Annotated in this window: 27 protein-coding genes; 3 read left to right on the top strand and 24 right to left on the bottom strand. The window is 47.1% G+C overall.

Going from position 1 to position 24,246, the window contains the following annotated elements; all coding sequences use genetic code 11:
* Both K300_RS0111125 and K300_RS0111120 read right to left on the bottom strand, forming a co-directional pair.
* A complete protein-coding gene (locus K300_RS0111125; protein ID WP_022851750.1) occupies positions 1 to 1,134 on the bottom strand; it encodes a hypothetical protein in 1,134 nt (377 codons plus the stop codon).
* Entirely contained in the window at positions 1,131 to 1,526 is a 396-nt protein-coding gene (locus K300_RS0111120; RefSeq protein ID WP_022851749.1) for a response regulator transcription factor, read from the bottom strand. Before K300_RS0111120 ends, K300_RS0111125 begins: the two co-directional genes overlap by 4 nt.
* Before the next feature lie 217 nt (positions 1,527 to 1,743).
* Between K300_RS0111120 and K300_RS16840 the strand changes: the two genes are divergently transcribed.
* Positions 1,744 to 1,932 (top strand): hypothetical protein, encoded by a 189-nt coding sequence (locus tag K300_RS16840; protein ID WP_022851748.1) that lies wholly within the window; start codon positions 1,744 to 1,746, stop codon positions 1,930 to 1,932.
* A 385-nt stretch (positions 1,933 to 2,317) separates the two neighbouring features.
* Here K300_RS16840 and K300_RS0111110 read toward each other — a convergent pair whose 3' ends face one another.
* The gene (locus tag K300_RS0111110) at positions 2,318 to 3,289 is read right to left on the bottom strand and encodes an IS30 family transposase (RefSeq protein WP_022850132.1); all 972 of its coding nucleotides are present in this window, start codon (positions 3,287 to 3,289) and stop codon (positions 2,318 to 2,320) included.
* A gap of 204 nt (positions 3,290 to 3,493) precedes the next feature.
* Complete coding sequence (locus K300_RS0111105) at positions 3,494 to 4,459, bottom strand: IS30 family transposase (protein WP_022849682.1); 966 nt, start codon at positions 4,457 to 4,459, stop codon at positions 3,494 to 3,496.
* A 230-nt stretch (positions 4,460 to 4,689) separates the two neighbouring features.
* Here K300_RS0111105 and K300_RS0111100 point away from each other — a divergent pair, with 230 nt between their 5' ends.
* A complete protein-coding gene (locus tag K300_RS0111100) occupies positions 4,690 to 4,842 on the top strand; it encodes a hypothetical protein (protein WP_162139890.1) in 153 nt (50 codons plus the stop codon).
* A gap of 165 nt (positions 4,843 to 5,007) precedes the next feature.
* On the top strand, positions 5,008 to 5,160 hold the full coding sequence (locus tag K300_RS0111095; RefSeq protein ID WP_162139889.1) for a hypothetical protein: 153 nt from the start codon (positions 5,008 to 5,010) through the stop codon (positions 5,158 to 5,160).
* Between the two features lie 12 nt (positions 5,161 to 5,172).
* Here K300_RS0111095 and K300_RS0111090 read toward each other — a convergent pair whose 3' ends face one another.
* The 20 genes from K300_RS0111090 to flhA form a co-directional block, all read right to left on the bottom strand.
* Positions 5,173 to 5,949 (bottom strand): PilZ domain-containing protein, encoded by a 777-nt coding sequence (locus tag K300_RS0111090; protein ID WP_022851745.1) that lies wholly within the window; start codon positions 5,947 to 5,949, stop codon positions 5,173 to 5,175.
* Positions 5,949 to 6,245, bottom strand: a complete 297-nt coding sequence (locus tag K300_RS0111085) for a hypothetical protein (protein ID WP_022851744.1) — start codon at positions 6,243 to 6,245, stop codon at positions 5,949 to 5,951. The genes K300_RS0111090 and K300_RS0111085 overlap by 1 nt, the downstream gene beginning before the upstream one ends.
* An 80-nt stretch (positions 6,246 to 6,325) precedes the next feature.
* On the bottom strand, positions 6,326 to 7,156 hold the full coding sequence (locus K300_RS0111080) for a CheR family methyltransferase (RefSeq protein WP_022851743.1): 831 nt from the start codon (positions 7,154 to 7,156) through the stop codon (positions 6,326 to 6,328).
* The gene (locus K300_RS0111075) at positions 7,153 to 8,571 is read right to left on the bottom strand and encodes a HEAT repeat domain-containing protein (RefSeq protein WP_022851742.1); all 1,419 of its coding nucleotides are present in this window, start codon (positions 8,569 to 8,571) and stop codon (positions 7,153 to 7,155) included. Before K300_RS0111075 ends, K300_RS0111080 begins: the two co-directional genes overlap by 4 nt.
* Before the next feature lie 9 nt (positions 8,572 to 8,580).
* Complete coding sequence (locus K300_RS0111070; protein ID WP_022851741.1) at positions 8,581 to 8,901, bottom strand: STAS domain-containing protein; 321 nt, start codon at positions 8,899 to 8,901, stop codon at positions 8,581 to 8,583.
* Between the two features lie 19 nt (positions 8,902 to 8,920).
* Positions 8,921 to 10,495 carry a SpoIIE family protein phosphatase gene (locus K300_RS0111065; RefSeq protein ID WP_022851740.1) on the bottom strand — a complete coding sequence of 525 codons (1,575 nt, stop codon included), beginning with the start codon at positions 10,493 to 10,495 and terminating at the stop codon, positions 8,921 to 8,923.
* Positions 10,496 to 10,681: 186 nt separating this feature from the next.
* Complete coding sequence (locus K300_RS0111060; RefSeq protein ID WP_022851739.1) at positions 10,682 to 11,653, bottom strand: hypothetical protein; 972 nt, start codon at positions 11,651 to 11,653, stop codon at positions 10,682 to 10,684.
* The gene (locus tag K300_RS0111055; RefSeq protein ID WP_022851738.1) at positions 11,640 to 12,353 is read right to left on the bottom strand and encodes an OmpA family protein; all 714 of its coding nucleotides are present in this window, start codon (positions 12,351 to 12,353) and stop codon (positions 11,640 to 11,642) included. The genes K300_RS0111060 and K300_RS0111055 overlap by 14 nt, the downstream gene beginning before the upstream one ends.
* A complete protein-coding gene (locus K300_RS0111050) occupies positions 12,304 to 12,630 on the bottom strand; it encodes a hypothetical protein (RefSeq protein ID WP_022851737.1) in 327 nt (108 codons plus the stop codon). The genes K300_RS0111055 and K300_RS0111050 overlap by 50 nt, the downstream gene beginning before the upstream one ends.
* Positions 12,608 to 14,758 (bottom strand): hybrid sensor histidine kinase/response regulator, encoded by a 2,151-nt coding sequence (locus K300_RS0111045; RefSeq protein WP_026836428.1) that lies wholly within the window; start codon positions 14,756 to 14,758, stop codon positions 12,608 to 12,610. The genes K300_RS0111050 and K300_RS0111045 overlap by 23 nt, the downstream gene beginning before the upstream one ends.
* Before the next feature lie 188 nt (positions 14,759 to 14,946).
* Positions 14,947 to 15,579, bottom strand: coding sequence for a protein phosphatase CheZ (locus tag K300_RS0111040; protein WP_026836427.1), 633 nt, complete (start codon positions 15,577 to 15,579; stop codon positions 14,947 to 14,949).
* Positions 15,580 to 15,581: 2 nt separating this feature from the next.
* Positions 15,582 to 15,959, bottom strand: coding sequence for a response regulator (locus tag K300_RS0111035; protein WP_022851734.1), 378 nt, complete (start codon positions 15,957 to 15,959; stop codon positions 15,582 to 15,584).
* Between the two features lie 56 nt (positions 15,960 to 16,015).
* Positions 16,016 to 16,933 (bottom strand): flagellar motor switch protein FliN, encoded by a 918-nt coding sequence (gene fliN, locus K300_RS16305; protein WP_022851733.1) that lies wholly within the window; start codon positions 16,931 to 16,933, stop codon positions 16,016 to 16,018.
* Positions 16,908 to 17,924, bottom strand: a complete 1,017-nt coding sequence (gene fliM / locus K300_RS0111025) for a flagellar motor switch protein FliM (RefSeq protein WP_022851732.1) — start codon at positions 17,922 to 17,924, stop codon at positions 16,908 to 16,910. Before fliM ends, fliN begins: the two co-directional genes overlap by 26 nt.
* Before the next feature lie 22 nt (positions 17,925 to 17,946).
* Positions 17,947 to 19,035, bottom strand: coding sequence for a protein-glutamate methylesterase/protein-glutamine glutaminase (locus K300_RS0111020; RefSeq protein ID WP_022851731.1), 1,089 nt, complete (start codon positions 19,033 to 19,035; stop codon positions 17,947 to 17,949).
* Positions 19,028 to 19,762: a sigma-70 family RNA polymerase sigma factor gene (locus K300_RS0111015; protein ID WP_022851730.1), complete on the bottom strand. Its 735-nt coding sequence runs from the start codon at positions 19,760 to 19,762 to the stop codon at positions 19,028 to 19,030. The genes K300_RS0111020 and K300_RS0111015 overlap by 8 nt, the downstream gene beginning before the upstream one ends.
* Positions 19,762 to 19,965 carry a hypothetical protein gene (locus tag K300_RS0111010; RefSeq protein ID WP_022851729.1) on the bottom strand — a complete coding sequence of 68 codons (204 nt, stop codon included), beginning with the start codon at positions 19,963 to 19,965 and terminating at the stop codon, positions 19,762 to 19,764. Before K300_RS0111010 ends, K300_RS0111015 begins: the two co-directional genes overlap by 1 nt.
* Entirely contained in the window at positions 19,962 to 20,804 is an 843-nt protein-coding gene (locus tag K300_RS0111005) for a MinD/ParA family protein (RefSeq protein WP_022851728.1), read from the bottom strand. Before K300_RS0111005 ends, K300_RS0111010 begins: the two co-directional genes overlap by 4 nt.
* The gene (gene flhF, locus K300_RS0111000) at positions 20,801 to 22,144 is read right to left on the bottom strand and encodes a flagellar biosynthesis GTPase FlhF (protein WP_022851727.1); all 1,344 of its coding nucleotides are present in this window, start codon (positions 22,142 to 22,144) and stop codon (positions 20,801 to 20,803) included. Before flhF ends, K300_RS0111005 begins: the two co-directional genes overlap by 4 nt.
* Positions 22,141 to 24,228, bottom strand: a complete 2,088-nt coding sequence (flhA, locus tag K300_RS0110995) for a flagellar biosynthesis protein FlhA (RefSeq protein ID WP_022851726.1) — start codon at positions 24,226 to 24,228, stop codon at positions 22,141 to 22,143. Before flhA ends, flhF begins: the two co-directional genes overlap by 4 nt.
* Positions 24,229 to 24,246: the final 18 nt, after the last annotated feature.

Below are 24,246 nucleotides of genomic sequence, written 5' to 3'. Positions count from 1 at the left end.
TTATGCCCTTATATCAAAGCTGTCCATGTCTCCGGCAAGCTTCTGCCGAACATTGAAGACAGCCTCGTCCTTCTGCTCGTATTTTTTCCATCTTATCAGTGTATTCTCTATATCAAGCTCTTTGAGTTCATCGGAGATGTCCTTCTCAGACTTCACAAGTACATCGAAAACAGTTCCAACCTGCCTTATGGAGATAAAGGTATCGCCTATCCTGCTGAAGGACATAGATATAAATACGGCGGAGTCTCCACCCTCATCCTTCTTGAAACGTATCTTTGCATCGCTCACCTTATCATCGGCGGTTTTAAGGAACCCTACAAGGCCGTCCGCAAGTATTACGTTTGCGATCTGGGTTCTTGTTATCGCCTCTCGCCCTGCTGTGTTCTGCTCTGCTATGGCACGAAATTTCTCATCCCCTTCAACACTTTCACCGGACATCAGCTTATTTTCCATAAAAAGACCGCTGTTCCGTACTGCTTCCTTAAGTTTATCCGGGGTAACATCTGCAAGGTTCAGTGAAGAGAACTTGCCCGTACTCTTCAGGATTGAGCCAAGATCAAAGCCCCCCACCTGCGACTTTACGAAGGATGTGTTCAAACTCTCCATAGGACTTTTGAAAACTGCCAGCTCAAGCATAGGCTCCGTCTGCAAAACCTGTGCAGAAAACTTTGTGAGTAGTGTTTCACCTACCATAGCACGGAAAACGCCCCCCTTCGCCTCAAACAGCTTTGAACCGTCGGGGAGGGTCTTCAATATATTGAGCAGAATCTTATCACCAGGCTTGGCACTAAAGGTATTCTTATTGAGTCGGAATATGGCAGAATCGCCGTCATCGGAAACATTTGCGGATGAGCGTTTGACATCGGCTGTATTGAATGCCTCCTCGGGCCTTGTAACAATCCTTAGCTCAAGCTGATTGCCGTTTCGAACCACCTCAGCACGGAACTTCGCACCCTCACTGAGCCCCGTTCCCTCCATGCTGGCCGTGGCGGTCTTCCCCCGCAGATTAATGAGATACATACCGTTCTCCATCCTGCGGACAACCTTGCCTCCAAGCTTTTCGCCTTCCACAAGATCACCGAGATTAGCGGGGTCAAGCTTTGCTGTGTTATGAAAAAAGTTTCCTATCTTCATTTCGCCATACTACGCACAATCTTTACTTCCGTTGTCGAGATACCAAGCTCCTTCGCAATAGCCTTATCATCCTCCCCCTCTTCGGCAAGTTCCAAGATCTTCTCCTTAAGACTCTTTGTGCCCTCTCTCTCCATGTTAGCCTCGCCAATGCTCCTAAGGCGCTTCTCTGTGAGATCCGCCAAGTCCTCAAGAACATCCTCACGCTCACGTATGCTGCTGTCTAGCTTCTCCGCCACACGCTCACTCTCAAGAACAAGATCACGAAGCTCTTCAATAAAAGGATAAAGATCCGAAGGGGATACATCCACCACACGTGCCTCCAGCTTACGTATCTTCACAATAAGCCAGATAACTACAAAAAGAAGTACAAGAACAGCAAAACTGATGAGCATTAATAGCGTATTTTCAGACATTTAACACCGACCTTTAGTTCTGGATCAAGTTTAACACATTACACTGTTGCAGTCACTATCACGTAATTTATCTACGAAATTCTATTGATAATAGTTCAAACTCCTTTATCTGTCTGAATAATTTCCCATCCATGCAAATTATTCGCCGCTCGAAGAAAGAGGCTTTCTTCTCACTTACGCAAGCGAGCTTTCATCCATGAAAGCTTATGCTAATCATACAAATATGGTTGCTACTCAACAGGCTTCCAGGGATGGAAGCCCTGAAGTGAAGAATATGGAGCTATGCTTCATATTCTGTAACGGAAGTAAGCGGAGCGAAGGCTTTGTCGAGTGTAGCGGCAATGGAATTTCCATGGATGGAAAATTCCATCGGTTTAATAGGTAGCTATAACGTTTACACTCAAGAGAAAACAACGTGCCCCTTGTTAACCTGTTTTGCCAGCAGACATAACTCTCACCACTATTATATTGCGTCCAAGTCCCTTTCTTTTCTTTCCCGAATGTTTTACAGCCGAATGAGCTCTTTTGGAACCGCCCGGAAGTTTTGGCCGTACGTGATAGGTGAGAGAATCCTGATTATTGAACTCTGAAGCGTATGAGGTGCGATTACACTCCTCAGCATCAGCAAAACTTCAGGTGGAAAAAGAGCGAAATGAGGGCACCGCCATCACTTGCGAATTTATGATAATAAATGAGTAATAATGGGGGCTGGAAAACCCTGAGGGAATAGTTTTGCATACTTTTCTATGCGAATTGTAAATTGAATCTTATCACATCTCTATGCCCATGCTATCAAGTACTTCCATAGTTGTCATATACCCAAATCTTTTCTTAGGCCTATTGTTGATCTCTTCTACTGCCCTGTATACATCTTCACTCTTTACATCTTTAAAGCTTGTTCTCTTCGGAAAATACTGCCGAAGAAGCCCGTTCATGTTTTCGTTAAGTGCTCTTTCATTAGGACTCATCGGATTGCAGAAATAGAACTGTACTCCTACTGACTTATAACCGTAAAACTCTTTACCTCTATCTACTGTTATGGATTTAAACTTAGAGCTGCCAAAGCGCCTTATACACTCTATTGCTGAGCGGTTATATTCTTTTATAGACTTGTTCTCAAGTTTCTCAGCCCATATAAAACCAGTACTTCTCTCTACAAAAGTTGCTATATAACCGCTTTTGTTGTAACCACTTATAAGATCGCTCTCCCATACTCCAAAACCCTCTTCTGGACGGTCCTCAATGCGAGGAAGGTCTGTCTTGGCTGAACGACTTCCTGCCTTTATACCTATAGTGCGTTTACGACCTCGGTGTGTCCTGAAATACTTGTGGTAGCCACGTAAGGGAACATCCCTGTACTCATGGTCAATACCCTTGCGTACCCATAAATATATGCTCTTAAATGATATATGTTTATCTGACTCACACGGATAATCTCTCTTTAAACGACCGGATATCTGCTCCGGTGACCAGTGTTGTTCTAGTTTCTCTCGGACATAGTTTAACAAAAATCCCTTATCCTTACGAAATCCGCCCTTAGTCTTTTTGCGCCTACGTAAGGCTCGAGAGTGGGATGCTTTAGCTCGATATCTGTTACAGCAATCCTTATTACGACTGATTTCCTGACTTACAGCAGATTGTGTAATGCCTAATATTGCGGATATTTTACGTTGTGAGTATCCCTGGCGAAGTAGACGCTCTAGTATTTCTCGATCTCTAATGCTAAGATGCTTATGGCTCATTGCTGTGCTCCTCCTTCGGGAGAAAGTTTTTGTGGTGAAGACTGCATGGCATGAGCCTTTTTTATTTCATATTAGTGATAAGATTGCTATTACAATCTGCGTAAAAAGTATGTGGCGCGAAAGCGCAAGACAAAGAGATTAGTGGCTTATTTCTAATTTGAGTATGAAAGGAAAAAATCGCAGGGAACTTTTTAGGGCCTGAATTCAACTAGCAAGTGCAACGGGGTCTATAGAGAATAGTATCTGGTTAGGAGTTTTATATCCAGTTGCTTTTCTTGGTCTGTTGTTTAGTTTCTGCATAATATTCTGAATCTCTATATCATCAACACTTTCAAGCATCCTACTCTTTGGTACATACTGCCTAATGAGTCCGTTTGTATTTTCGTTTATTCCGCGTTCCCACGAAGCATATGGATGAGCAAAGTAGAATTCAGCCCCTAGTATCTCAGATATTTCGGCATGTCCTGCAAACTCTTTCCCGTTATCGGAAGTGATTGTATGGACTAGGTGTGATATCGGTTTCAACATTTCTATAACCGCTTTTGTCACCAGTACAGCAGTCTTTCTTTCTACCTTGCGTATAAGTGTCAGATAAGACTTCCGCTCAATAAGAGAAACAATCGCCTGCTTGTTCCCTTTTCCTATAACTGTATCCACTTCCCAGTCTCCGAATCTCGCTTTCTCTTCTACAATACTTGGACGCTGCTCAATGCTTAACTTGCCATGTATCTCTCCTCTGCGTTCATAAACACCATATCGCTTCCTGCGTTTTCTTCGGCAACGCAGGTGAGTATAAAGTGTTCCACCATGACTTTTATCTTCAAGAATGTGCTGGTAGATACGCTCATGACTTACGTTTATTCCATAATTTTGATTTAGCCAATTGCTCACCTGCTCAGGGCTCCAGTCTTCAAGCAGAAGACGTTCAACAAAATACCATTCAGTTTGTGCAATCCGTCTTGGGACCTTGTCCATTCTTCGTTCAATAGCTTTGCGATGAGCTTGCTTTGGGCGATAACCACGACCTCCTGTGTTTCTGCGTAACTCTCGGCTGATGGTAGATTTATGTACTTTAAGCAAATCAGCTATGTCCGTCTGAGAATGTCCGGTTTTCCTCAGCACATAAATCTGGTACCTTTGTTCACGGGTCAGGTGTGTATAGTTCTTCATTCGGTGCTCCTTTGACGTGGTGGTTAAAGAGCTACGATGCTAACGCACCTGACCTCTTTTGACCACTACTTAAAAGTTGCACTTAATTATTGAATCCAGGGGGAACAAAGTTCCCCACACCCCTCAAAAACCCATTTGAAAGATAATTATAGTGGTTAATATATAATATGATCCCATCCATGAAAGCTTATGCTAATCATGCATTTAAGGTTGAAGCGAATAAAGCCAACATGGATGTTGGCTCTGAAGTGAAGAATATGGAGCTATGCTTCATATTCTGTAACGGAAGTAAGCGAAGCGAAGGCTTTGCCGAGTGTAGCGGCAGGGAAATTCTCAGGATGATGAATTTCCCAGATTATATGGACGGGAAATTTCATAGATAAAATTAGTAAGACAAAAGATTGCAGGGAACTTTTTAGGGAACAAAGTTCCCCACACCCCTCAAAAACCCATTTGAAAGATAATTATAGTGGTTAATATATAATATGATCCCATCCATGAAAGCTTATGCTAATCATGCATTTAAGGTTGAAGCGAATAAAGCCAACATGGATGTTGGCTCTGAAGTGAAGAATATGGAGCTATGCTTCATATTCTGTAACGGAAGTAAGCGAAGCGAAGGCTTTGCCAAGCGTAGCGGCAGGGAAATTCTCAGGATGATGAATTTCCCAGATTATATGGACGGGAAATTCCATAGATAAAATAGAAAAGACTTAACCAGTCCCCTTGATCAGCTCCCTGTCTTTCTCGAATATGAATTTGATAACATTCTCACGAACAGCTTCGTCGAAATCGATAAACAGAGCGTCTAACAGGTACCCTTTTTCTGTGGAACGGCTTCTGGCAACCTCGGCTATGGTGGAGAAGCGGAGTTTACCACCTGTACCAGAGGGTCGTGAGCGGACGTAGAGGCTTTCACCTTTCTTTATCTCATCTTCGGTGAAAAGACCGATACCCTCTCCGCTAAGGTATAGTGCCTTTACAGGACGGGTTTCAGGGCTCATCTCCTGTTCGGCCACATGGAAAAGGATCTCGTCCAGCTTCGAATCCATCTCCAGCAGCATACGGAAAAGGTGTTGGTTGCTTACGGACTCATTGGGGATGATATTCTTTATTTTATTGACTATAGATGTTTTATGTTTTGCGTTCTCACGCTCAGCAAGGCGTCTGTATTCTGGAATTTCAGAGGAGCTGAGAACCTTGATATCGAAGATACCCTTATACTCGACCCTGTGGCTCTGGCTGGGGTATGATGGTGCTTCGCCAGCGGCCTTGAACCTTGCTGTTCCGTCCTGAATACTCACAAAGTTAAGCAAGACACTCCGGTTACGGCCGTTTTCATGCCACTGCATGGAGATCTCATCCGCCTCTTTCAGCATGTTCTCGCTGACGCTTTGGAGTTTAAGCTCTGGCGGAGCCTTTGAAACAAGCTGTCCGTGGGCTGTCTTTATATCATCAGGATAGGTCAGGGTTAATCTTGCCCTTAGCATTACGCCTCCAGATCGATTATATGTCTTGAACCTTTTTTTCTAGCGCTCTTCTTTTTTCTCTTCTCACGCTCACGCCGTTCCCGCTCCCTCTTCTCCTTCTCTTTATCATCCAGTATAGGATTTTCTGAATCGGGTACGTTAGTTACGGTCTCTGATTCCTTCTCTCTCTGACGTTGGGATTCCTGGGCGAAATGCGCCTGTCTATTTTCAGCACTTTTGTCCTGGACCTCCTGAACCTTCTCGGCAACAGGGGTTTTGTTGAATACGGTTTGAATATCAATAGGACCAGCCGGCATAATCCACCTCTTTAAGGCATAACCCTATCAATAATATTCGGCTAAAACGGCCCGAAATCAAGTCCGGGCCGCTTATTACCTTATTTCATATAGACAATGCCGCCGCCGAAGTTCTTCATTGTGAAGCTGTCGTTGATCTTATTCAACGTCTCGGAATGCCCCAGGAACATGTGTCCCGGCATGCCCAGCGTGCGGTGGAACATATCAATAACCTTCTTCTTCGCATCCACATCAAAGTAGATGAGAACATTTCGGCAAAAGATAATATCAACCTTACCAACCTTGCTACCCACAACAGGGCTCAGCAGGTTTGCCTGAAAGAACTTGATCTTGCTCTTTATGGACGGATCCAGCTTATAGGTGAACCCGTCTTTGGTGAAATACTTGCTTGTGATGTTAGGCGGAACCCCTCTGAAGGAGACCGTTCTATAAACACCACTCTTTGCTGTATTGAGTACCTCGGTATTGATATCCGATGCCATGATTTCAATGTTCAGCTTGTTGAAAAGTCCCGCCTCATTGAGGAGTATGGCAAGGGAATAGGGTTCTTCACCGGAGGAGCATGCAGCGGACCAGATCTTTATGGAACGCTTACCCTTAGCCTGCAGCTCGGGGATAACCGTCTTAACCATGTAGTCCATCTGCCCCCGCTCACGGAGGAAGTATGTCTCGTTAATCGTAACGAGGTTCAGTAGGATCTCCATCTCCTCGTTCTTCTTAACGTTATACTTGAGGTAGTATATATAGTCCTTGAAGCTGTTGAAGTTCAGCTCCTGCAGACGCTTTGTAAGCCTGTTTTCCAGCAGATACTTCTTGCTGTCCGCAAAGGATATTGCCGAGTTTTTATAGATTATATCCTTTAGCTCGACAAACTCATCCTCTTTTATCTTAATCGTGCCTGACTGAATCATATCGCTTCCAGAATAGACTGTATTTTTTCACGGACATAGCGATTATCTTCGCTTTCAAGCCTTTTTTTAAGCAGTTCCATATAGCTTTTGGGCTTTGAGTTGTCCAGAATCTCCACACATTTGAAACGAACCAGCCAGCTATCGTCCTTTTCAATGAGCTTAACAGCAGCCTCCACAGCCATGGAGGAGTTGAGCCTCTGGAGCGTTCCAATAACCTCTTTACGTATATCCTCGTTTTCATCGTCTATAAGGCTGAGCAGGAAATCAGAAGTATCGAAATCGATCTTCCCAAGTGCCTCGATAATGGCGAGCTTTACGTTATCCTCAACATCGGGATAAACCTTCTTGAGAGGTTCTACGCAGTCCGCCGTGCAGATTTCGCCAAGTGCCTTAGCGGCAAAGTATCCAACCCAGCTGTCATTATCATTAACACGGGCCATTATCTCGCCGATGCGGTCCTTCGCCTTAATACGTACAAGACCGCCGGCAGCCACCTCACGCACCTTGAGGGAGCTGTCGTCAAAATACTTCAGCAGAAGGTCTGCAACATTCTGCCTGTTGAAGGAAGCGACGCTCTTAACAACCTGCGCCCTGACATCCTCATCCTGCTCTTTCTCAAGATGGTTAACGAGAATCTCGAAGCTCTTTTCGTCGTTGATAAGGGATAGAGCCTGCGCAGCAACCTTGCGAAGACGCTTGCTGTCATTCGAAAGCAGGGAGCCAATAATCTCCGCATCGCTGTCATCGGCCAGCAGTGCGATGGAGCCAGCGGCGGCCTCGGCAACGTCTACGATATCGCTTTTGAGGAAATCGTATATCCTCTGCTTATATTCGGTTTCACCCATCCATCCAAGTACGAGTATGGCGGCTCTAACCACAACACCGGCATCGCTTTCAAGGCATGCGGCAATCTTGTCCACAGCGTCGAAGTCGTGGGCTTTGCCTATTGTAAGCACGGCATACTCTTCGAGGAGTGCATCATCCATATCAAGCACCTCAAAGAGACGCTTCCTTATTTCATCATTATAGTTTTCTGCAAGAAAGTCAGAGGCTTTGTCCGCCTCCTCCGCATCGAGGAATTTTTCTATGAGCTCATCGATTTCGTAAGAGGAGTAGTCGTCGGATATGGTAAAAAGCGGAAGAAGATTTGTCATCTCTAGGAGCTGGAATACCTCCTCGCTGACATTAACCAGAATGAATTCGCTTTTCTTCTTCTGGGCTTCCTTCTTCATGGCAAGGATGCTTGCAAGCGCCTTGCTTTGAAGATAGAAGCAGTTTTTCAGATCGAGTATAACTCTGTTTAGCCCCTGCTCACCTGCGATTGTCTTCACAAGGTTGTTAAAACTGGCAATGGGCTCGTCCTGCTCAAGGATTATCTTGAGGCAGCCGTTATCTTTTTGGAGTTCAGCTCCCATATCATAAACCTACCCCAGAGCCTGAGCCTCTGTATCGTATATTTTGAATACCTTATCAAGGCCTGTGAAGGCGAACATTTCCCTGATGTCGCTGGACATCTCGCAAAGGGCCAGCTCTTTTTTCATCTTATTAGCATTCTTAAGCAGATCTATGATCTCCCTAAGACCGGAGCTGTTCATATAAACAACGCCTTTGAAGGAGAGAACCACAGCATCCGCTGAGTTGAACATGTCGAGAACCTTCTTCTTAAGCTCCCCTCCGGTCTGGGCATTTACTTCCCCTTTGATATAAACAACCTGTTTTCCGCTCTTTTCCTGAATATCAAACATTCTTAGCCTCCTGACTGAATTATAGTTTTTTAAATGCCAGTAAAGTTATATCGTCCTCGAAGGGATGCCCCTCCGTAAAGCTCTTTACATCGTCCATGACGTTGTTGATCATCTCGCTGACGGGCAGCTCGCTGAACATCATAATCTTAGAGATAAGCCTGTCGTAACCGTACTGCTCCCTCTGCAGGTTCATCGCCTCGTTGAGGCCGTCGGTATACATGAAAACGATGTCACCCGCATCTACCTCCAGCTCACCTTCTTCGTAGTCCACAGAATCGAATGCTCCGAGGAAGAGCCCCTGGGCCGAAATCTTGCGGACAAGCATCTCGGACTTATCGTAAACCAGCAGGGGGTTGTGTCCCGCACTGGCGAAGTTGCATTTGCCTGTGGCGGAATCGAGCACCAGATAGAACATGGTGACGAAGTCGTTCGTATGTATATTGTCACAGAGGATCTCGTTCACCATGGCAAGTGCCTCCGAGGAGGCTATGATGTCATAGGTGTATGAACGCATGATCGCCCTTGTTATTGCCATTATAACAGATGCAGGGATGCCGTGCCCCGAAACATCGGCAACGCCCAGTCCCCAGTAGCCGTTGCTCATCTCGATACAGTCGTAGTAATCCCCCCCTGCGTGCTCAGCGGGGATGTAGTATGAGCCAAAATCGTAACCCTCTATCTCTGGTAGCTTTTCCGGGAGAAGACTGGACTGGATCTGCCCCACCTGTGTAAGCTCTTCATCGATAATCCTATGGGCATCCTTAAGTTTTTCATTCATTCTGAGAAGATCCTTGTTAAGCAGAGACATCTGCCGCTGTTTCTCCTCAAGAACCTTTTGCTGACTCTTTATCTCTTCAATGAGCTTAAGCTCTTTCGTGGTGTCTCTTATACTTTCAACTATATACTGATCGAACCTGTTGAATCCCACAGTAAGCTTCTTTCCGTTCGACTCACGAAAGGACTTGGCGACCGTTCTGTCCTTGTAGGGGCATTCGGCACACTGCTCGGTGTAGCCGTATATCTCCCAGCATTTACCCTTCTTTACCTCACTGCTTCGAAGGCCGCACATCTCTAAAAGACCCGTATTAGCAATATTTACAGAGAAATCAGGATTAACAACCATAACTCCTTCTGAGAGTGAGTTGACGGTGTTCATGATAAATTTGTGTTCCTTCTCTGTCTCTTTGCGGCGGAGATTAAGGATAACATTGGAGGCCTTGAGTTCTTTTGTATGGTGGGTAAGTTTATCGATGAGCTTCTTGGTGCTGGTTCTGTCTTCAATAATCTCGGCGAACATGCCGTTTTCCAGCTGCTGAAACCGGGCTGAAAGAAGTTTTCTGAAGCCCCTGTGTGTTATAGTATCATGCTCAATATCAATGGGGATTCTGTTCTTCTTGATAGTCTCAAGCTGGCAGTTGTCGCAGGGCTCCATCCTGTTGAAGATGCTCAGGTGACATTTCTTCCCCACCAGCTTCTCAGGCTTTTTCCCTGTGAGAGTTTTTATTGCATTGCTGCAATACTGTATTCTGTAATTTTCATCGACTACAAAAACTACCTCGTTTATGTAGTTAAGAATCTCTTCGCTAAACTCCATATAGCACGGAACCTTCCGTCGTAACCTGAAAACTGATGCATAAAAAAATAAAGTCCTGTTTCATCACTATTTCAGGTGATTTTTTAGTAGTCTGAATCTAAACAAGCATAACATATTAATCAAGAAAAAATACATTTTATCCTTAACTTCTTAGAAGTTACGGACATTTTTATAAACAAAATATAATCAATTTCTTGTTAATGAAAAAAGGAGAACGCCCATGGCAATGCCGGATATTATCACTGAGATCCCAATCAAACGCCATGCAAGGGTCTGGGATTTGCTCATCTGTTCATGCTTGAACACATCTACATCATCCTTAAGTTCCTGTAGCCTCCGGAGATCCTCATCGACCTGATCCCGAAACCGCTTCATATCATCCTCGCTCTCAAACTCTATGACTGCGCCGATGTACATAACAAGATACTGCATAACAGAGAACAGACGCTCACGCACCTCTGAGAAATGATCGATAAACCTGTAGGATGAAACCTTTATGGATTCGGGGAGATAATCGTGCTGAACGTTCTTGAACCGCTCTTTGATGTCGGGTGTAATGTTGTCGATATCTTCTATTTTATCAATATCATCGAGTGTTTTTCGAACCATCCCCGTATATTTATCCACAAGGGCGGGTATCGTGCTTGTTTTAACAAAGACCGAAGCCTTGCGCTCCTCTTTCCCCTTCAGGTAGTTCTTGATCATCATATAGCCGCTGGGAACACTCTTTGACTTACGCTTCTTTTTAAAGCGGGAGGCCTTCTTCATATCAAGGGCGGAGACTGTCTCCATGATATCTGTGGGGGTGAATATGTAGTGGTCACGCCCGTCCAGAATATCCTTTTCATCAATGCTTAGACTCCCGTTGGTAAAGAAGAAGAGCTTGGTGACGTTCTCATCGTTCATGGTGCGAAGCACATCGGTTCCGATATACTTGTCGATTGCCTCGTCCTCTTTGACTATCTCTATCCATACGAGAGCATCATCGGTATCATCCCTTGATGCCCGCCATATCTCCAGCCTTCTCCTGTTCTCATCCTGGATGCCTCTGTGGAACGCAAAGTGGAAATCGTGCATGATCTCCGTTACGATCTCATAGAAGTTCTTTATGGAGATATTATAAAAGTCTTCGTATTTCAGGCTTCTATCTTCGTTCATAAAGCTCCGCTCTGCGGTTCAGCCTCTGCCCTTCAGGGGTGTTTTCTGCATCGGGGCGGAGGGTACCAAGGCCTATGGTTGAGATATTCATGGACGAGATCCCCCTCTGAACAAGGAGAGATTTAAGAAAGTCCGCACGGCGGCGGGATAGAGAGAAGTTTGTATCGTATCCGTTATTTCCTATAACAGCCAGGCTGTCTGTATGGCCGAGGATAACGTAGTCTTTCTCAGCATCGAGCTTATCAAGTTCGGCGGAGACTTCGGCGGGGATTTCGGCGGTGAATTCGCCTATATTGAAATAGAGGGTTGTAATCTCGGTAAGGTTATCCTCATCTATTGCAGGCATCTGAGATACCGTATCGCCGGTGCCGTTATCTGCCGGTGCCAAAGGCTCAAGCCCCTCCATATCATTGGAGGAGTCCTTACTCTCCTGCATCTGCTCTGGTTTGTTCAGTTTGAACCTGTCATCAAGGAAAGGACCTGGAGGGGGTTCAGCCTCTTCAACCTTGAGAATGACCCAACCGTTCAAAGAGGCCTGGTCGCGGGCGTCCTCTGTGCTGTACGCCCTGAATTTCAGTGCTGTTACAACCTTGCTCCCATCTTTGGTTACATGAACCTTATAGGTTTTACGCCCGTCATCCCGGGCAGCATCAGCGCCACCAGATGAAACGATCACTGCCAGGAGCAGCAGGAGGAGCATTACGGGGAGCCAGTTCCTTAAAATTGGAATCACCAAGCTTGAAATCCTCCATAGCCTTACTTAGATCATCCCCTTTATATGCGCTGACAACGGTTAGAGAGCGTATGATATCCCTTCCGCCGTGGTAGTATAAAAACGCCTTGGGGGCGAGGCGGGAGGCTGTCTGAAACCTGCGGTTCTCAGTTACCACCTCGTAGACATATACCCTGGCCGATACCTCACCAGCTACAAGAATGAGAAAAAGGAGAAGGAGACTAGCTGTCAGCCTTCTGGGCATAAAGTTCATCAATCTTGTCCAGCAGAGTCTGGAGGTTAACAGGCTTAAGTATGAATGCGTTTATTCCAGCGGCGCTCACCTTCTTCCTGTCGGTTATCTCGGATCTGCCGGATACTGCGATGATCGGGTTATCGAAGCCCTTCTCACGTATCATTCTAGCAAGCTCATAACCGTCTATCTCGGGCATCATGATGTCCGTAATGATAATATCGGGCTCGTTGGAATCAAGATACCTCAGCGCATCCTTACCGGAGGATACCTCGGTTACTCCCACCCAGCCGGTGGAATCGAGGAGTCTGTGCATAATCTTTCTGTCCGTGGCGGAATCATCCACAACGAGAACGTTTACACTCTTGTCCGACTTCTTCTCCGCCTTGGAGGCCTTCTTCTTTCTGGAGCGGCGGGGCATCTTGCCGGCTATCTCTATAACTCCGGCAACATCGATAATAAGCCTCACACGGCCATCGCCCATAATTGTGGCTCCGGCGATTCCGGCGTTTCCGCCGAGATATTCGCCGAGGGATTTGATAACGATCTCCTCCTGGCCAACCAGCTTGTCCACTATGAAGCCGAGTCTCTTCTCCGCAAGGCCCACCACGACAACATAGATATCATCGTTGTAGGTTCCCTCCAGCTCATATATCTCATCGAGCCTGAGCAGGCTGAGAACAGAATCACGAAGCTTGAGAACCTCCCTTCCTTCGAAGTTATGGATCTCCTTTTCGTTTATGCGCACCGTCTCCACAACGGAAACGAGGGGTATTGCAAATATCTCTCCGCTAACCTCAACAAGGAGCGCCTGTATGATGGCGAGAGTGAGAGGCAGCTTAAGACGGAAGCGGGAGCCCTGCCCGTATTCGGACTCTATATTAATAATACCGTTGAGTTTTTCTATATTTGTCTTAACAACGTCCATACCAACGCCACGGCCTGATATGTTCGTTATTTTCTCTGCAGTGGAGAAGCCGGGCTTGAAGATAAGATTGTAAGCACCCTCCTCGTCAAGATTCTTGGCCTCGTCGGGCGTTATAACTCCCTTCTCAATAGCCTTTCCCTTAAGAGCCTCTGCGTCCATACCCTTTCCATCGTCTTTGATCTCGATTACGATGTGGTTCCCCTCATGGTATGCAGAGAGGTGAACCTCACCCTTTGCGGGCTTTCCGGCACGTTTTCTGGTTTCAGGATCCTCAACGCCGTGGTCAACGGAGTTTCTGATCATGTGGATAAGTGGGTCACCGATCTCTTCAACTACGGATTTGTCAAGCTCCGTCTCTTCACCGGTGATTATAAGCTCAACCTCTTTACCCTTCTCACGGGAGAGGTCACGAACCATTCTGGGGAATTTATTAAATACCTTACCGATGGGTACCATTCTGGTCTTCATAACGGCAAGCTGAAGCTCTGTGGTAATAAGGCCTATCTGGGATGTGGTTTCCAGAAGCTGCTCGATGAGATACTCACCCTCGAACTTCTTCTCAAGGTCGGAGGAGATCTGGCCTATACGGTTTCTGCTGAGAACAAGCTCACCCACAAGGTTCATGAGTGAATCGAGCCTGGATACATCAACACGGATCGTCTGCTCAATGGAGAGTGCGGCCTTTTTAACCTGGGAAACGTCCCCACCACCTTCGGGTTTGCCACGTGCAGGTGCAGGTGCTCCACCGCTCTCTCCACCGCCGGAGGCGGGTTTTGAAGCAGGCTCTTCGGAGGATTCATTGGGCTTTCTTGCCCCTTCTATCTGATCGAACTTGCCGTCGTTAGCAAGCTTAAGCTTCTCCATTATGGAATCTACCTTCACAGTATCCGTGCCCTCTTTGATATCGGCAAGGATCTGCTTAGTTACGTCAACGAATTCAAGGAGGATATCCATGATCGTGGCGTTCATCTGCATTTCATTCTTTCTCAGCTTGTTGAGAATCTCTTCTGCGTGGTGGGTTACACCGCTCATCTTATCGAAGCCGAGGAAGGAGGACGCCCCCTTCATGGTATGAGCTGCACGGAAGATCTTGTTCAGAAGATCCAGGTCGCTCTTCTTACCTTCTAGCTCCACCAAGTCCTGATCAAGGCTCTCTATAATTTCATCTGTTTCCAGAATAAAATCCTGTACAAGATCCTGCATATCGTTCATGCCGTCCATTAGGGACCTCCTCTCATAAAAAGGCAGCTGCTTATCGCGGCTTTACCGAGAAATATCGGTTTATATACTTTAAAAAACAATCTTGGCCTGGCGAGAGAGCCGAGCCCGCAAAAACCAGAGCCTGGAAACGCCTAATCTGCCCAACCGGGGGGAAATGACGAAAGCCCGCCTATGCGGGGTTAAACTCCAAACTCGTTGAGAAGCTCGTCCACAAGGTTCTGGTTTTCCACAACCCCGTCCTTCTCTTTAAGCTTCTCCAGTGTTTCAACATCTATCTTCTTCTCTTTTATACCAAGCATCAGCACAAGGTGTGTCAATCTTTCTTGAAGGTCGTATATTATCTTAATAAGCTTATCAATCTTTTGCTTTGTAATATCCTGAAACTCAAGGGAGGCTATGATGTCGAAGCTGACATCCTGTCCGGCAACCCCTTTATCACGGAGCCTGTCGATAACTCCACTCATCTTATTGAAATCGCCCGCTTCGGCGTACTTTCTTAATAAAGTAATGTTTTCTTTTATATCATCAATATTGAAATTAATCTTATCAACGCACTCCAGAACACTTTCGGATGCTTCCTTTGATTCATCAATAACGCTGTTTAGTATTCCACTGAAGCCGGGGAGGTCCTCATAGGCATCTTCGATAGCACTTGATACGGTTCTGAGTTTTTTGACAGCCTGGCTGAAATAATCCGCAATATGGTACAGTTCGCTCTCGGGTGTTACATCAACATCAACGACATCGTAGTTACCTTCATTGATACTTCTTGCAATATCAAGAAGCTCGTTAACATCCCTGAACTCTGCCATAATCAAAGTCCCAGAAGTTTGTATATCTTCTCTTTGAGAGTATCCGGGGTGAAAGGTTTAACTACATAGTTGTTAACACCGCTCTTAAGGGCAGTAAGAATATCTTCCTTTGCGGCCTCTGTGGTAACCATAAGGATAGGGAGTTCCTTGTATTCTTCCTTGGATCTGAGTGTTTTCACAAAAGTAAGGCCGTCCATCTCGGGCATGTTCCAGTCGGTAACAACAACATCAACATCATTCTTAGCCATGACGTCAAGAGCTTCTACACCGTTAGCCGCTTCGAGTATGTTAGAAAAACCTATCTTCTGGAGTGTATTTTTAATGATCCGCCTCATCGTGGAAGAGTCGTCCACAGTAATTACCACGTGATCAAACGCCATGAAATCCTCCGCTTGAGATGTCTTATATTAATATTATTTCTAATCTTATCTCAATGTCAATCTTTTAATTTTTTGAGTCTTTCAGCCCTGCTTACAATTTCCTTGATCCTGAAACCAAAGTAACCGTCGACAATAACTACTTCGCCTCTTGCTATGACTTTATTGTTTACCACAAGCTCAACCGCCTCATCGGCGGATTCGTCCAGTTCGATAACATTACCAGACCCTAATGTTAGTATATCCTTAAGAAACATCTTGGTCGACCCCATTTTAACACTAACGGGAACATCGATGTCCAAAAGCATATCCATATTCTGTCCGCCCGGCATGGAGTCGCCGCCACCCCCGCCGAAGTCGGGCATTCCGCCGTCATCATCGTCATCGGGGAAGGTGAACTGTTCACCAAAATCGGGCTCGTCCGCAGCACCAGCATCTCCGCCGGAATCGAACATATCAAGCAGGGCCTCGTCCATGAAGAAACGCATGGTTGATTCACGCTCACCCACGGTAAGGCTCATATCCGCACAGAAATAGCTCTCCGACTGAAAAAGTGCGGAGTTCTCGTTCTTCATAACATCGTCAACTTTGAAGGCAACCTTAGTGCCGAGCTTCTCATCCAGCGGAACGGTAACCGAGGCAAGCATCTGTGAACAAAGCTCCTTCACAGCATCCTTGTCGTCATCCTCAAGCTCTTCGCTCCCCTCGGACTCCATCATGAGCATAAGGGAGGCCATCATGGTTATATCCTTTGTCTTAAAGAATATTCCTGCATCAAATCCGGATTTTTCCTCGGTTGCAAGAACAACAACCTGCTCCTCATATCCGGACATGATCTCATCCGCATCCCCGGCAAAAGCCTCACTCAGCGAAACGGCGGCATCAGCCTCAAACATGCTGTCCAAAGTGGTACCGAACATCTCGGTGATTACACCGGTGAATGCTGTGTACTTACTCGCTTCCAGATTCTTCTTCATCAACACTTTCCACTATTATATCAGTAATTTTAACGGCCTTTTTAACACCCAGGGTGCCCATCTGGCCGTTGAATTTTTTATCGTTATTAACGAACACGTCCACAGGGAGGTTGCTCTTCATATCAAGCATAACAAGTTCCCCCTGCTTAAGGTTCAGTATATCTTCAATTGTGAGCCTTGTCCCGCCGAGGTTTGTTCTCATCTCAATAGGGATCGCCTCAAGCATCTCAAGTATATGCTCCTCGTTGTCGCCGAATTTACCTTTCTTTGCTCCGATAAGCCAGTCCTGGGAGCTTATCTTACCGAGGACAGGTTCAAGGACGATGGCGGGTATGCACAGGTTCATCATACCAGTGGCTTCTCCGAATTTCACCTCGAATACCACAAGAACCACAACCTCGTTCTGGGCAACGATCTGGATAATATGGGGGCTGTTCTCGCTGAGCTCCTTCTTGAGACGGACGTTGGGAACGATCTGCCTCCAAACCTCTTCAAGATCCTTGAGGATAAGGGAGAGGATCCCTTCAATAATGTGCTGTTCAAGGTTGGTAAGCTCTCTGGACTGGAAGAGGGGCTGTCCCTGCCCGCCGAGGAGCTTGTCGACTATGGGAAAGATGAGCGAGGGGTTTATCTCAAGGACACTGTTCCCCTCCATCGGTATCATACTGAGAATATTAAAGCTTGTGGGATCGGGGAGAGACATGAGGAACTCGCCGTATGTCATCTGGTCAACACTCACAAGAGTAATGTCGGTAATGGTTCTCAGAAAGTTGGAAAGTGAGGAGGAGAAGTTTCTGGCGAATTTATCATGGAGGTTGCGGATTGAGCGCAGCTGTTCCTTCGAGACCCTGTCTGGTCTCCGGAAGTCGTAAACCGAGATCTTCTTCGGTACGAAATCAAGCTGTTGGAGCGAATCGTCTGAGAGGTCCTCTTCCGTCGACACCGTCGACAGCAAAGCATCAATTTCCTCCTGACTAAGGATATCCGCCATCTGCTACACCCCGAATAGTTGTTTATTTACAGTGGAATATGATCCTGTTGAATATATCGTCAAGGGGAACAATCTCATCGGATATACCCGCCTCAATAACGGCTCTGGGCATACCGTAGACGATACAGCTCTCTTCGTCCTGAGCTATAACATTCCCCCCTCTCTGCTTAAGCATCTGAAGTCCTTTGCGTCCGTCACTCCCCATACCTGTCATGATAACGCCCAGGGTATCGGTTCCTGCAACGTTTGCAATGGATTCCACGGTTACATCCACACTGGGCACATGGAGGCTTCCCTCGGGTTCCGAAGATATACCCGTAAGCAGGCCGGAGCCGGCCCTCTTAAGCTTAAGGTGGTTACCACCCTTTGCTATGTAAACAGTACCAGGCTCCAGCTTCTCATTCCCCTGAGCTTCGATGACCTTCAGCTTGCTGAGGGAATCGAGCCTTGTGGCGAGTGATTTTGTGAAGTTCGGCGGCATATGCTGAACTATGACGATAGGACAGGGAAAGTTTGCAGGGATACGGGGTATAACCTTCTGGAGCGACTGCGGTCCCCCCGTAGAGGTGCCGATAACCACCAGCTTCTTGCCGAAACCACGGCTGACGGTCTTTGTCGCCTCGGGCTTTGAGGGAGCCTGGGGCTGTCTCTGGGCCGCCGGAGCGGAGGGGCGCATCGGTTTTCGAACGGGCATCCTGCGTATAATACCCTTTCTGCGGGCGAAGCTTTTTATCTTGTTGCGAAGCTCATCCTCTATCTTCATTACGCCGAAGCTGGCAAAGGACTTATCCTTGGATATGAAGTCCACTGCACCGTATTCCAGCGCCTTTATAGTTGCATCGGCACCTTCCGTTGTAAGGGAACTAACCATGATAACGGGGAGAGGATTCTCCTCCATTATCTTCTGCAACGCTGTAAGCCCGTCCATACGGGGCATCTCTATATCAAGGGTCATAACATCGGGTCTTAGCTTTTTAGCCATATCAACGGCCTCAAAGCCGTTTCTCGCCTGCCCGACGATCTCAATATCAGGGTCCTTGGCGATCATAGATTCGATCGCCTTTCTCATGAAAGCGGAATCATCAACAACTACCACTCTAACCTTACTCATAGAAATCCTTAAGCCTCCTTTTCAGCTTTGAAACGGCGGCGGAATGAATCTGGGAAACCCTTGATTCCGTAATCCTCAGAACCTCGGCGATCTCCTTCATAGTAAGCTCCTCGTGGTAATAGAGGGTAATAACATATTTCTCTTTCTCGGAAAGAGAGTCTATCTCACCACCCAGCCGCTCAATAAGTTTTGACTTTATCGTCTCATCCTCCGGGGTAAGCCCTTTGGCTTTGATAAAGTCAATGAGGTTTGTATCCCCTTCTGTACCCACAGTTTCGTCAAGGCTCAAAAGCTTGTCGTTGTCCTGTAGATCCAGGAGGCGGTACACCTCTGCATGGGTAAAATCCGTCTGCTCAACTATCTGATCCACCGAGGGCTTGCTCCCAAGCTCACGATAGGTTTTCTCCACAAAGGCCTCCAGCTGCTTGAGCCTTGTCCTTACATTTCTGGGAAGAAAATCCAGGCTTCGCAGTGTATCAAGGATAGAGCCCTTGATCCTTCTTTCTGCATACGTATAGAAGTTTACGTTCCTGTCCTTATCGAATCGATCCATACTTTCTATGAGCCCGAGGCATGCCGAGGAATATAGGTCATCGACCTCTACGGTATCGGGAAGGGTGCTGCACATACGGATAACCCAGGACTTTATTCTGGGCATAAACTCCTTAAGGATCGCTTCCCGTTCCTCATCTGTAAACCTGTTGACAGCCCCTGTGTCATAGTGCATCAAAGTATCTTCCTGTAATTAATAATTATTTTGTCGATAAGGAGGAATAATTTTTCGGCAACAAAATATATAACGAAAAACATTATAAAGTCCCTGGCGACATAAGTCAATTTTACCTCAAGCAGAAACACCTTGTAAACAAAGGAAGCCATAAACGCACCGGAGGCGAGAAAGAGAGCAAATTCCTTATGCAGAAAATTCATTTAAAGACCCCCTTAAGTATACCGTAGAGCCCCGGCTTCTCCTTTTCTTTGGGGAGGCCGACGATCTTTCGGGCGATATTGTAGATATCCCGGGAGTAACTACCGTTGGGGCTTACTTCTGAAACAGGTTTCTGCTGACGCACAGCGCTTATCAACTGCTTATCCTCACGCAGGTGACCCAGAAGCTCAAGGTCTATGTTGAGAAACTTCATCGCAACGTTCTTCATGCTCATGTAAATACTCTTAACACCGGGAACATCCTCCACCCGGTTCAGAACAAACTGAACCTTATCAACCCCGTGCTCAAAGTGCACAACCTTCATGAATGCATAGGCATCGGTTATAGCTGTAGGTTCGGGCTGGGTCATAACGATTACGTTATCCGCAATGGCGGCGAAACGGGTCACGGTATCGGAGATGCCTGCACCGGTATCGAAGAGGATATAGTCGTACATTGTGTCCATGCTTACAAAGATCTCCACCAGCTTCTCAAACTCTTCATCATCCAGTTTTGTAAGCTCGGCGAAACCGCTGGCCGCCGGAACGACATCGAAGCCGTAAACATCCTTCTTAAGCAGGTCTTCCATCTCAGCCTCACCACGAAGATATTTCCGTATGGAGGACTTAACGGTGAGGTTCAGCAGGATATCAATGTTCGCCAAACCCAGATCTGCATCAAATACAAGCACTTTTTTTCCCATCTTCGCCAGCCAGTAGGCAAGGTTTACCACGAAGTTGGTTTTACCCACTCCACCCTTGCCGCTGGAAACGGAGATATAAGACGCCCGCCTCTTTTTCTCCCAAGCTTTTTTCCTTAAATTGTAGGCCTGATCGGTCATTTCTCACTCCAGAAGCCCGGAATTTCTCTGAGGATAGCATTAGCAATCCTTCTGCCATCCGGCACTTCCATGTCATCCGGAACGTTCTGTCCGGTGGAGAGCAGCAGAACGGGGGTCTTCTTCCTTATGGGAAGATTTATAAGCGGGCCGAAGTATTTAGTCTCGTCAAGCTTGGTAAAGACGAGGTACTCCGGCTTCAGCTTTGAGTAGTTCTCAAAGGTATCCGCCATCTCCTGATGGTTGCTACTCATTGAGAGAACAAGGGCGACGCTGATATCCTTACCGCTCTGTATAAAACTTAAGATATCCCCTATCTGCTCCGTGTCAAACTGACTTCTTCCCATGGAGTCCACAAATACGTAATCGTAGTTTTCCGAGTTGCGGAGTATCTCATCCAACTCTTCGGGGCTGGAGGCCACCTGAAGGGGGATATCCACAATCTCCGCATAGGTTTTAAGCTGCTCCACTGCACCGATACGGAAGTTATCTATCGTTATAAGGCTCACCCTCTTCTTGAGCTTGAGGGAGAGCTCTGCGGCGATCTTTGCCACTGTGGTGGTTTTGCCGACTCCGGTCGGGCCCACAAAGGCGACCACCTTACTGTTCAGAGTGGAGAAGTAATTCTTCTCCAGAGGAATCAGGTCCGCAAGAAGCTGTACGATGAGGTTGCGTACCTGATTGCGGGTGAGTCCCGCTGTGGCACGCTTCTCTATTCTCTTCAGAAACTTGTATGCGATAACGTCATCAACCCCGTTCTTCACCATAAGGGCGTAAAACTCTTTGAGCACAGGGGGGAGATCCACAACAATGTTCTCGCTGAGGGCGGACTTCATCTCAAGCATCTGTTTCTTTATATCCGCCACATCCTCCATAAGCCCTTCGAAGCGGTTGAGACCGAGGGTGTTTATCAGCTCGGTGAGCTTGCCCAGATCCCCTCCGGCTTCCTTCTTCTGGGAGGCTTTTCTAGCCGATTCCTCCTCCTGCTTACGGAGTATGTCCGGATTAAGCTCCACAAACTCACGTTCTTCGTTCTCGGAGGATTCGGCATGCCTGCCGTAGCTGTTATAGGTTCCCCCTGCTGTAACGGAGGGATAGCTCTCGGGGGTGTAACCCTCATTGCTGCGCTTCGGCTTAACCCGCTGAACCTTCTTCTCCTCCTGGATACGTTCATCCATATCCACGGCGGCGGTAACCTCTATGACGGGTTTGGAAAAGAGTCCGAAACCGCTGTTTTTGACCACTTTTCTCGTGTTGAGGATTATAGCTTCCGAGCCCAGCTCCGCCTTTATCATCCTCATGGCTTCGGCCATGTCGTAAGCTTCGTACTTCTTTATCCTCATAGCTTAATCTCCAGCATTCCCAGACTCTCGATCCGGACGTTATCGCTTATCTCATTATGTGATATTACGTTAATATTATTAATAAATTTCTCAACAAACTTTCTCATGGAATACCTGAGCGGCGGAGAAACAACAAGTACGGGGCTGTAACCCTTTTCCGCCACCTCATCACTCTTTTTCATTATCTCAGAGAGTATCTTCTGGGCCACGGAGGGGTCAATGAGTATCTCCTTGCCGTCATCCCCCTGCTGGAGGTTCTGCGCAATGAACTGCTCCACATTGGAGGGGAGTGTGAAGACGTAAAGGGTTCCATCCGGTGCAAGGAGTGATTCGGTTATCTGCCTGCGCAGGGCGTAGCGCACCTTCTCGACGAGGGAGGGGACATCCTTGTTCTGTACCCCGTAGGAGGCGAGCACCTCAAGGATACTCTGCAGGTTCCTTATGGAGACACGCTCACGCAGAAGATTCTGAAGAACCCTGTTAACAGTTCCTAAATCGAGAATATTCGGGACAAGATCCTCCACAAGCTTCGGATACTTCTCCCTGAGCCTGTCCAGAAGTTCCTGTGTCTCCTGTCTGCCGAGGAGCTCGTAGGAGTTGCTCTTAATAACCTCAGTGAGGTGTGTGGCAACAACGGTTGCGGGATCCACTATGGTGTAGCCCTGCAGCTCCGCCTTCTCCTTCTGCGCCTCATCCACCCACTTCGCCTCAAGGCCAAAGGCGGGTTCCTTGGTGGGTATTCCATCAATATCGCTCAGCTCCCCTTCGGGGTTCATCACCATAAACCTGTCCGGCATGATGGTTCCCGAGGCGACCTTAACACCTTTGAGCAGAACAACATATCCCGTTCCATCCAGCTGGAGGTTGTCACGTATCCTCACCGGAGGAACGATAATACCCATCTCAAGGGCGATCTGCTTTCTGATCGCCTTGATCCTAGTGAGCAGGGTTCCCCCCTGGGAGGAGTCAACAAGGGGGATAAGGCTAAATCCGATCTCTAGCTCCATGGTATCCATATCAAGCAGTTCACGCACCTCTTCCTTCTCATCCCGCTCTTCGTCCGGTTCCTCTTCATCATCCTCAGCCTTCTCATCAATGGGTGCAACCGCCTTCCTTGTTGCATAAACAATACCGAAGAGCATCGCCGCAATTACCATGAAGGAGAGCTTGGGAAGACCGGGAATCAGGGAGAAGAAGAGGAGGATCCCACCGGTCATGGAGAGTACCTTGGTGCTTGTGAAAAGCTGATTAACAAGCTGGCCGGAGAGGTCGCTCTCACCACCCGCACGGGAAACGATAATACCCGCCGCCGTGGAAACTATGAGCGATGGTATCTGTGTAACGAGGCCGTCACCGATGGTAAGGATTGTGAAAATCCCAGCCGATTCCTGTAGGGGCAAGCCCTGCTGCAGGCTTCCTATGAGCAGGCCGCCGATGATATTTATCGCAGTAACGATAAGACCCGCAACGGCATCCCCTCGAACAAACTTACTCGCACCATCCATTGCTCCGTAGTAGTCCGCTTCCTTCTGTATGGTCTCACGCTTCTTCTTCGCCGTGATCTCATCAATGATGCCTGCGTTGAGATCCGCATCGATACTCATCTGCTTACCCGGCATCGCATCAAGGGTGAACCTTGCGGCAACCTCGGCGATACGGGTTGAACCCTTCGTGATAACCATGAAGTTGATCAAGACAAGGATGAGGAAGATAATTATACCAACGATATAATTACCCCCCACAACGAACTGCCCGAAGGCCTGGATAACGTTACCCGCAGCCCCCTCTCCGCTCGCTCCGTAAAGCAGAATCCGCCTGGTAGTTGCGACGTTTAGCGCAAGCCGGAACAGGGTAATAACCAGCAGAACCGATGGAAAGGTGGAGAACTGCAAAGGCTCATCGGCGTATATGGCAACCATAAGGATGATAACGGAAAAAGTAATGCTGACTGTAAGAAGCAGGTCCAACAAAAAAGCGGGGAGCGGGAGGATCATTACGATAATGATACTTATAAAGAAAGACGCAAACATGATGTCGTTCTGCTTGAATATACGAGTAAGTACACCCTGGATAGTGGCGGCCATTTATGCTTCTCCGAAAGA

The organism is Limisalsivibrio acetivorans (assembly GCF_000421105.1).
Lineage (GTDB): Bacteria > Chrysiogenota > Deferribacteres > Deferribacterales > Geovibrionaceae > Limisalsivibrio > Limisalsivibrio acetivorans.
This window is presented reverse-complemented; position numbering and strand designations above follow the sequence as displayed.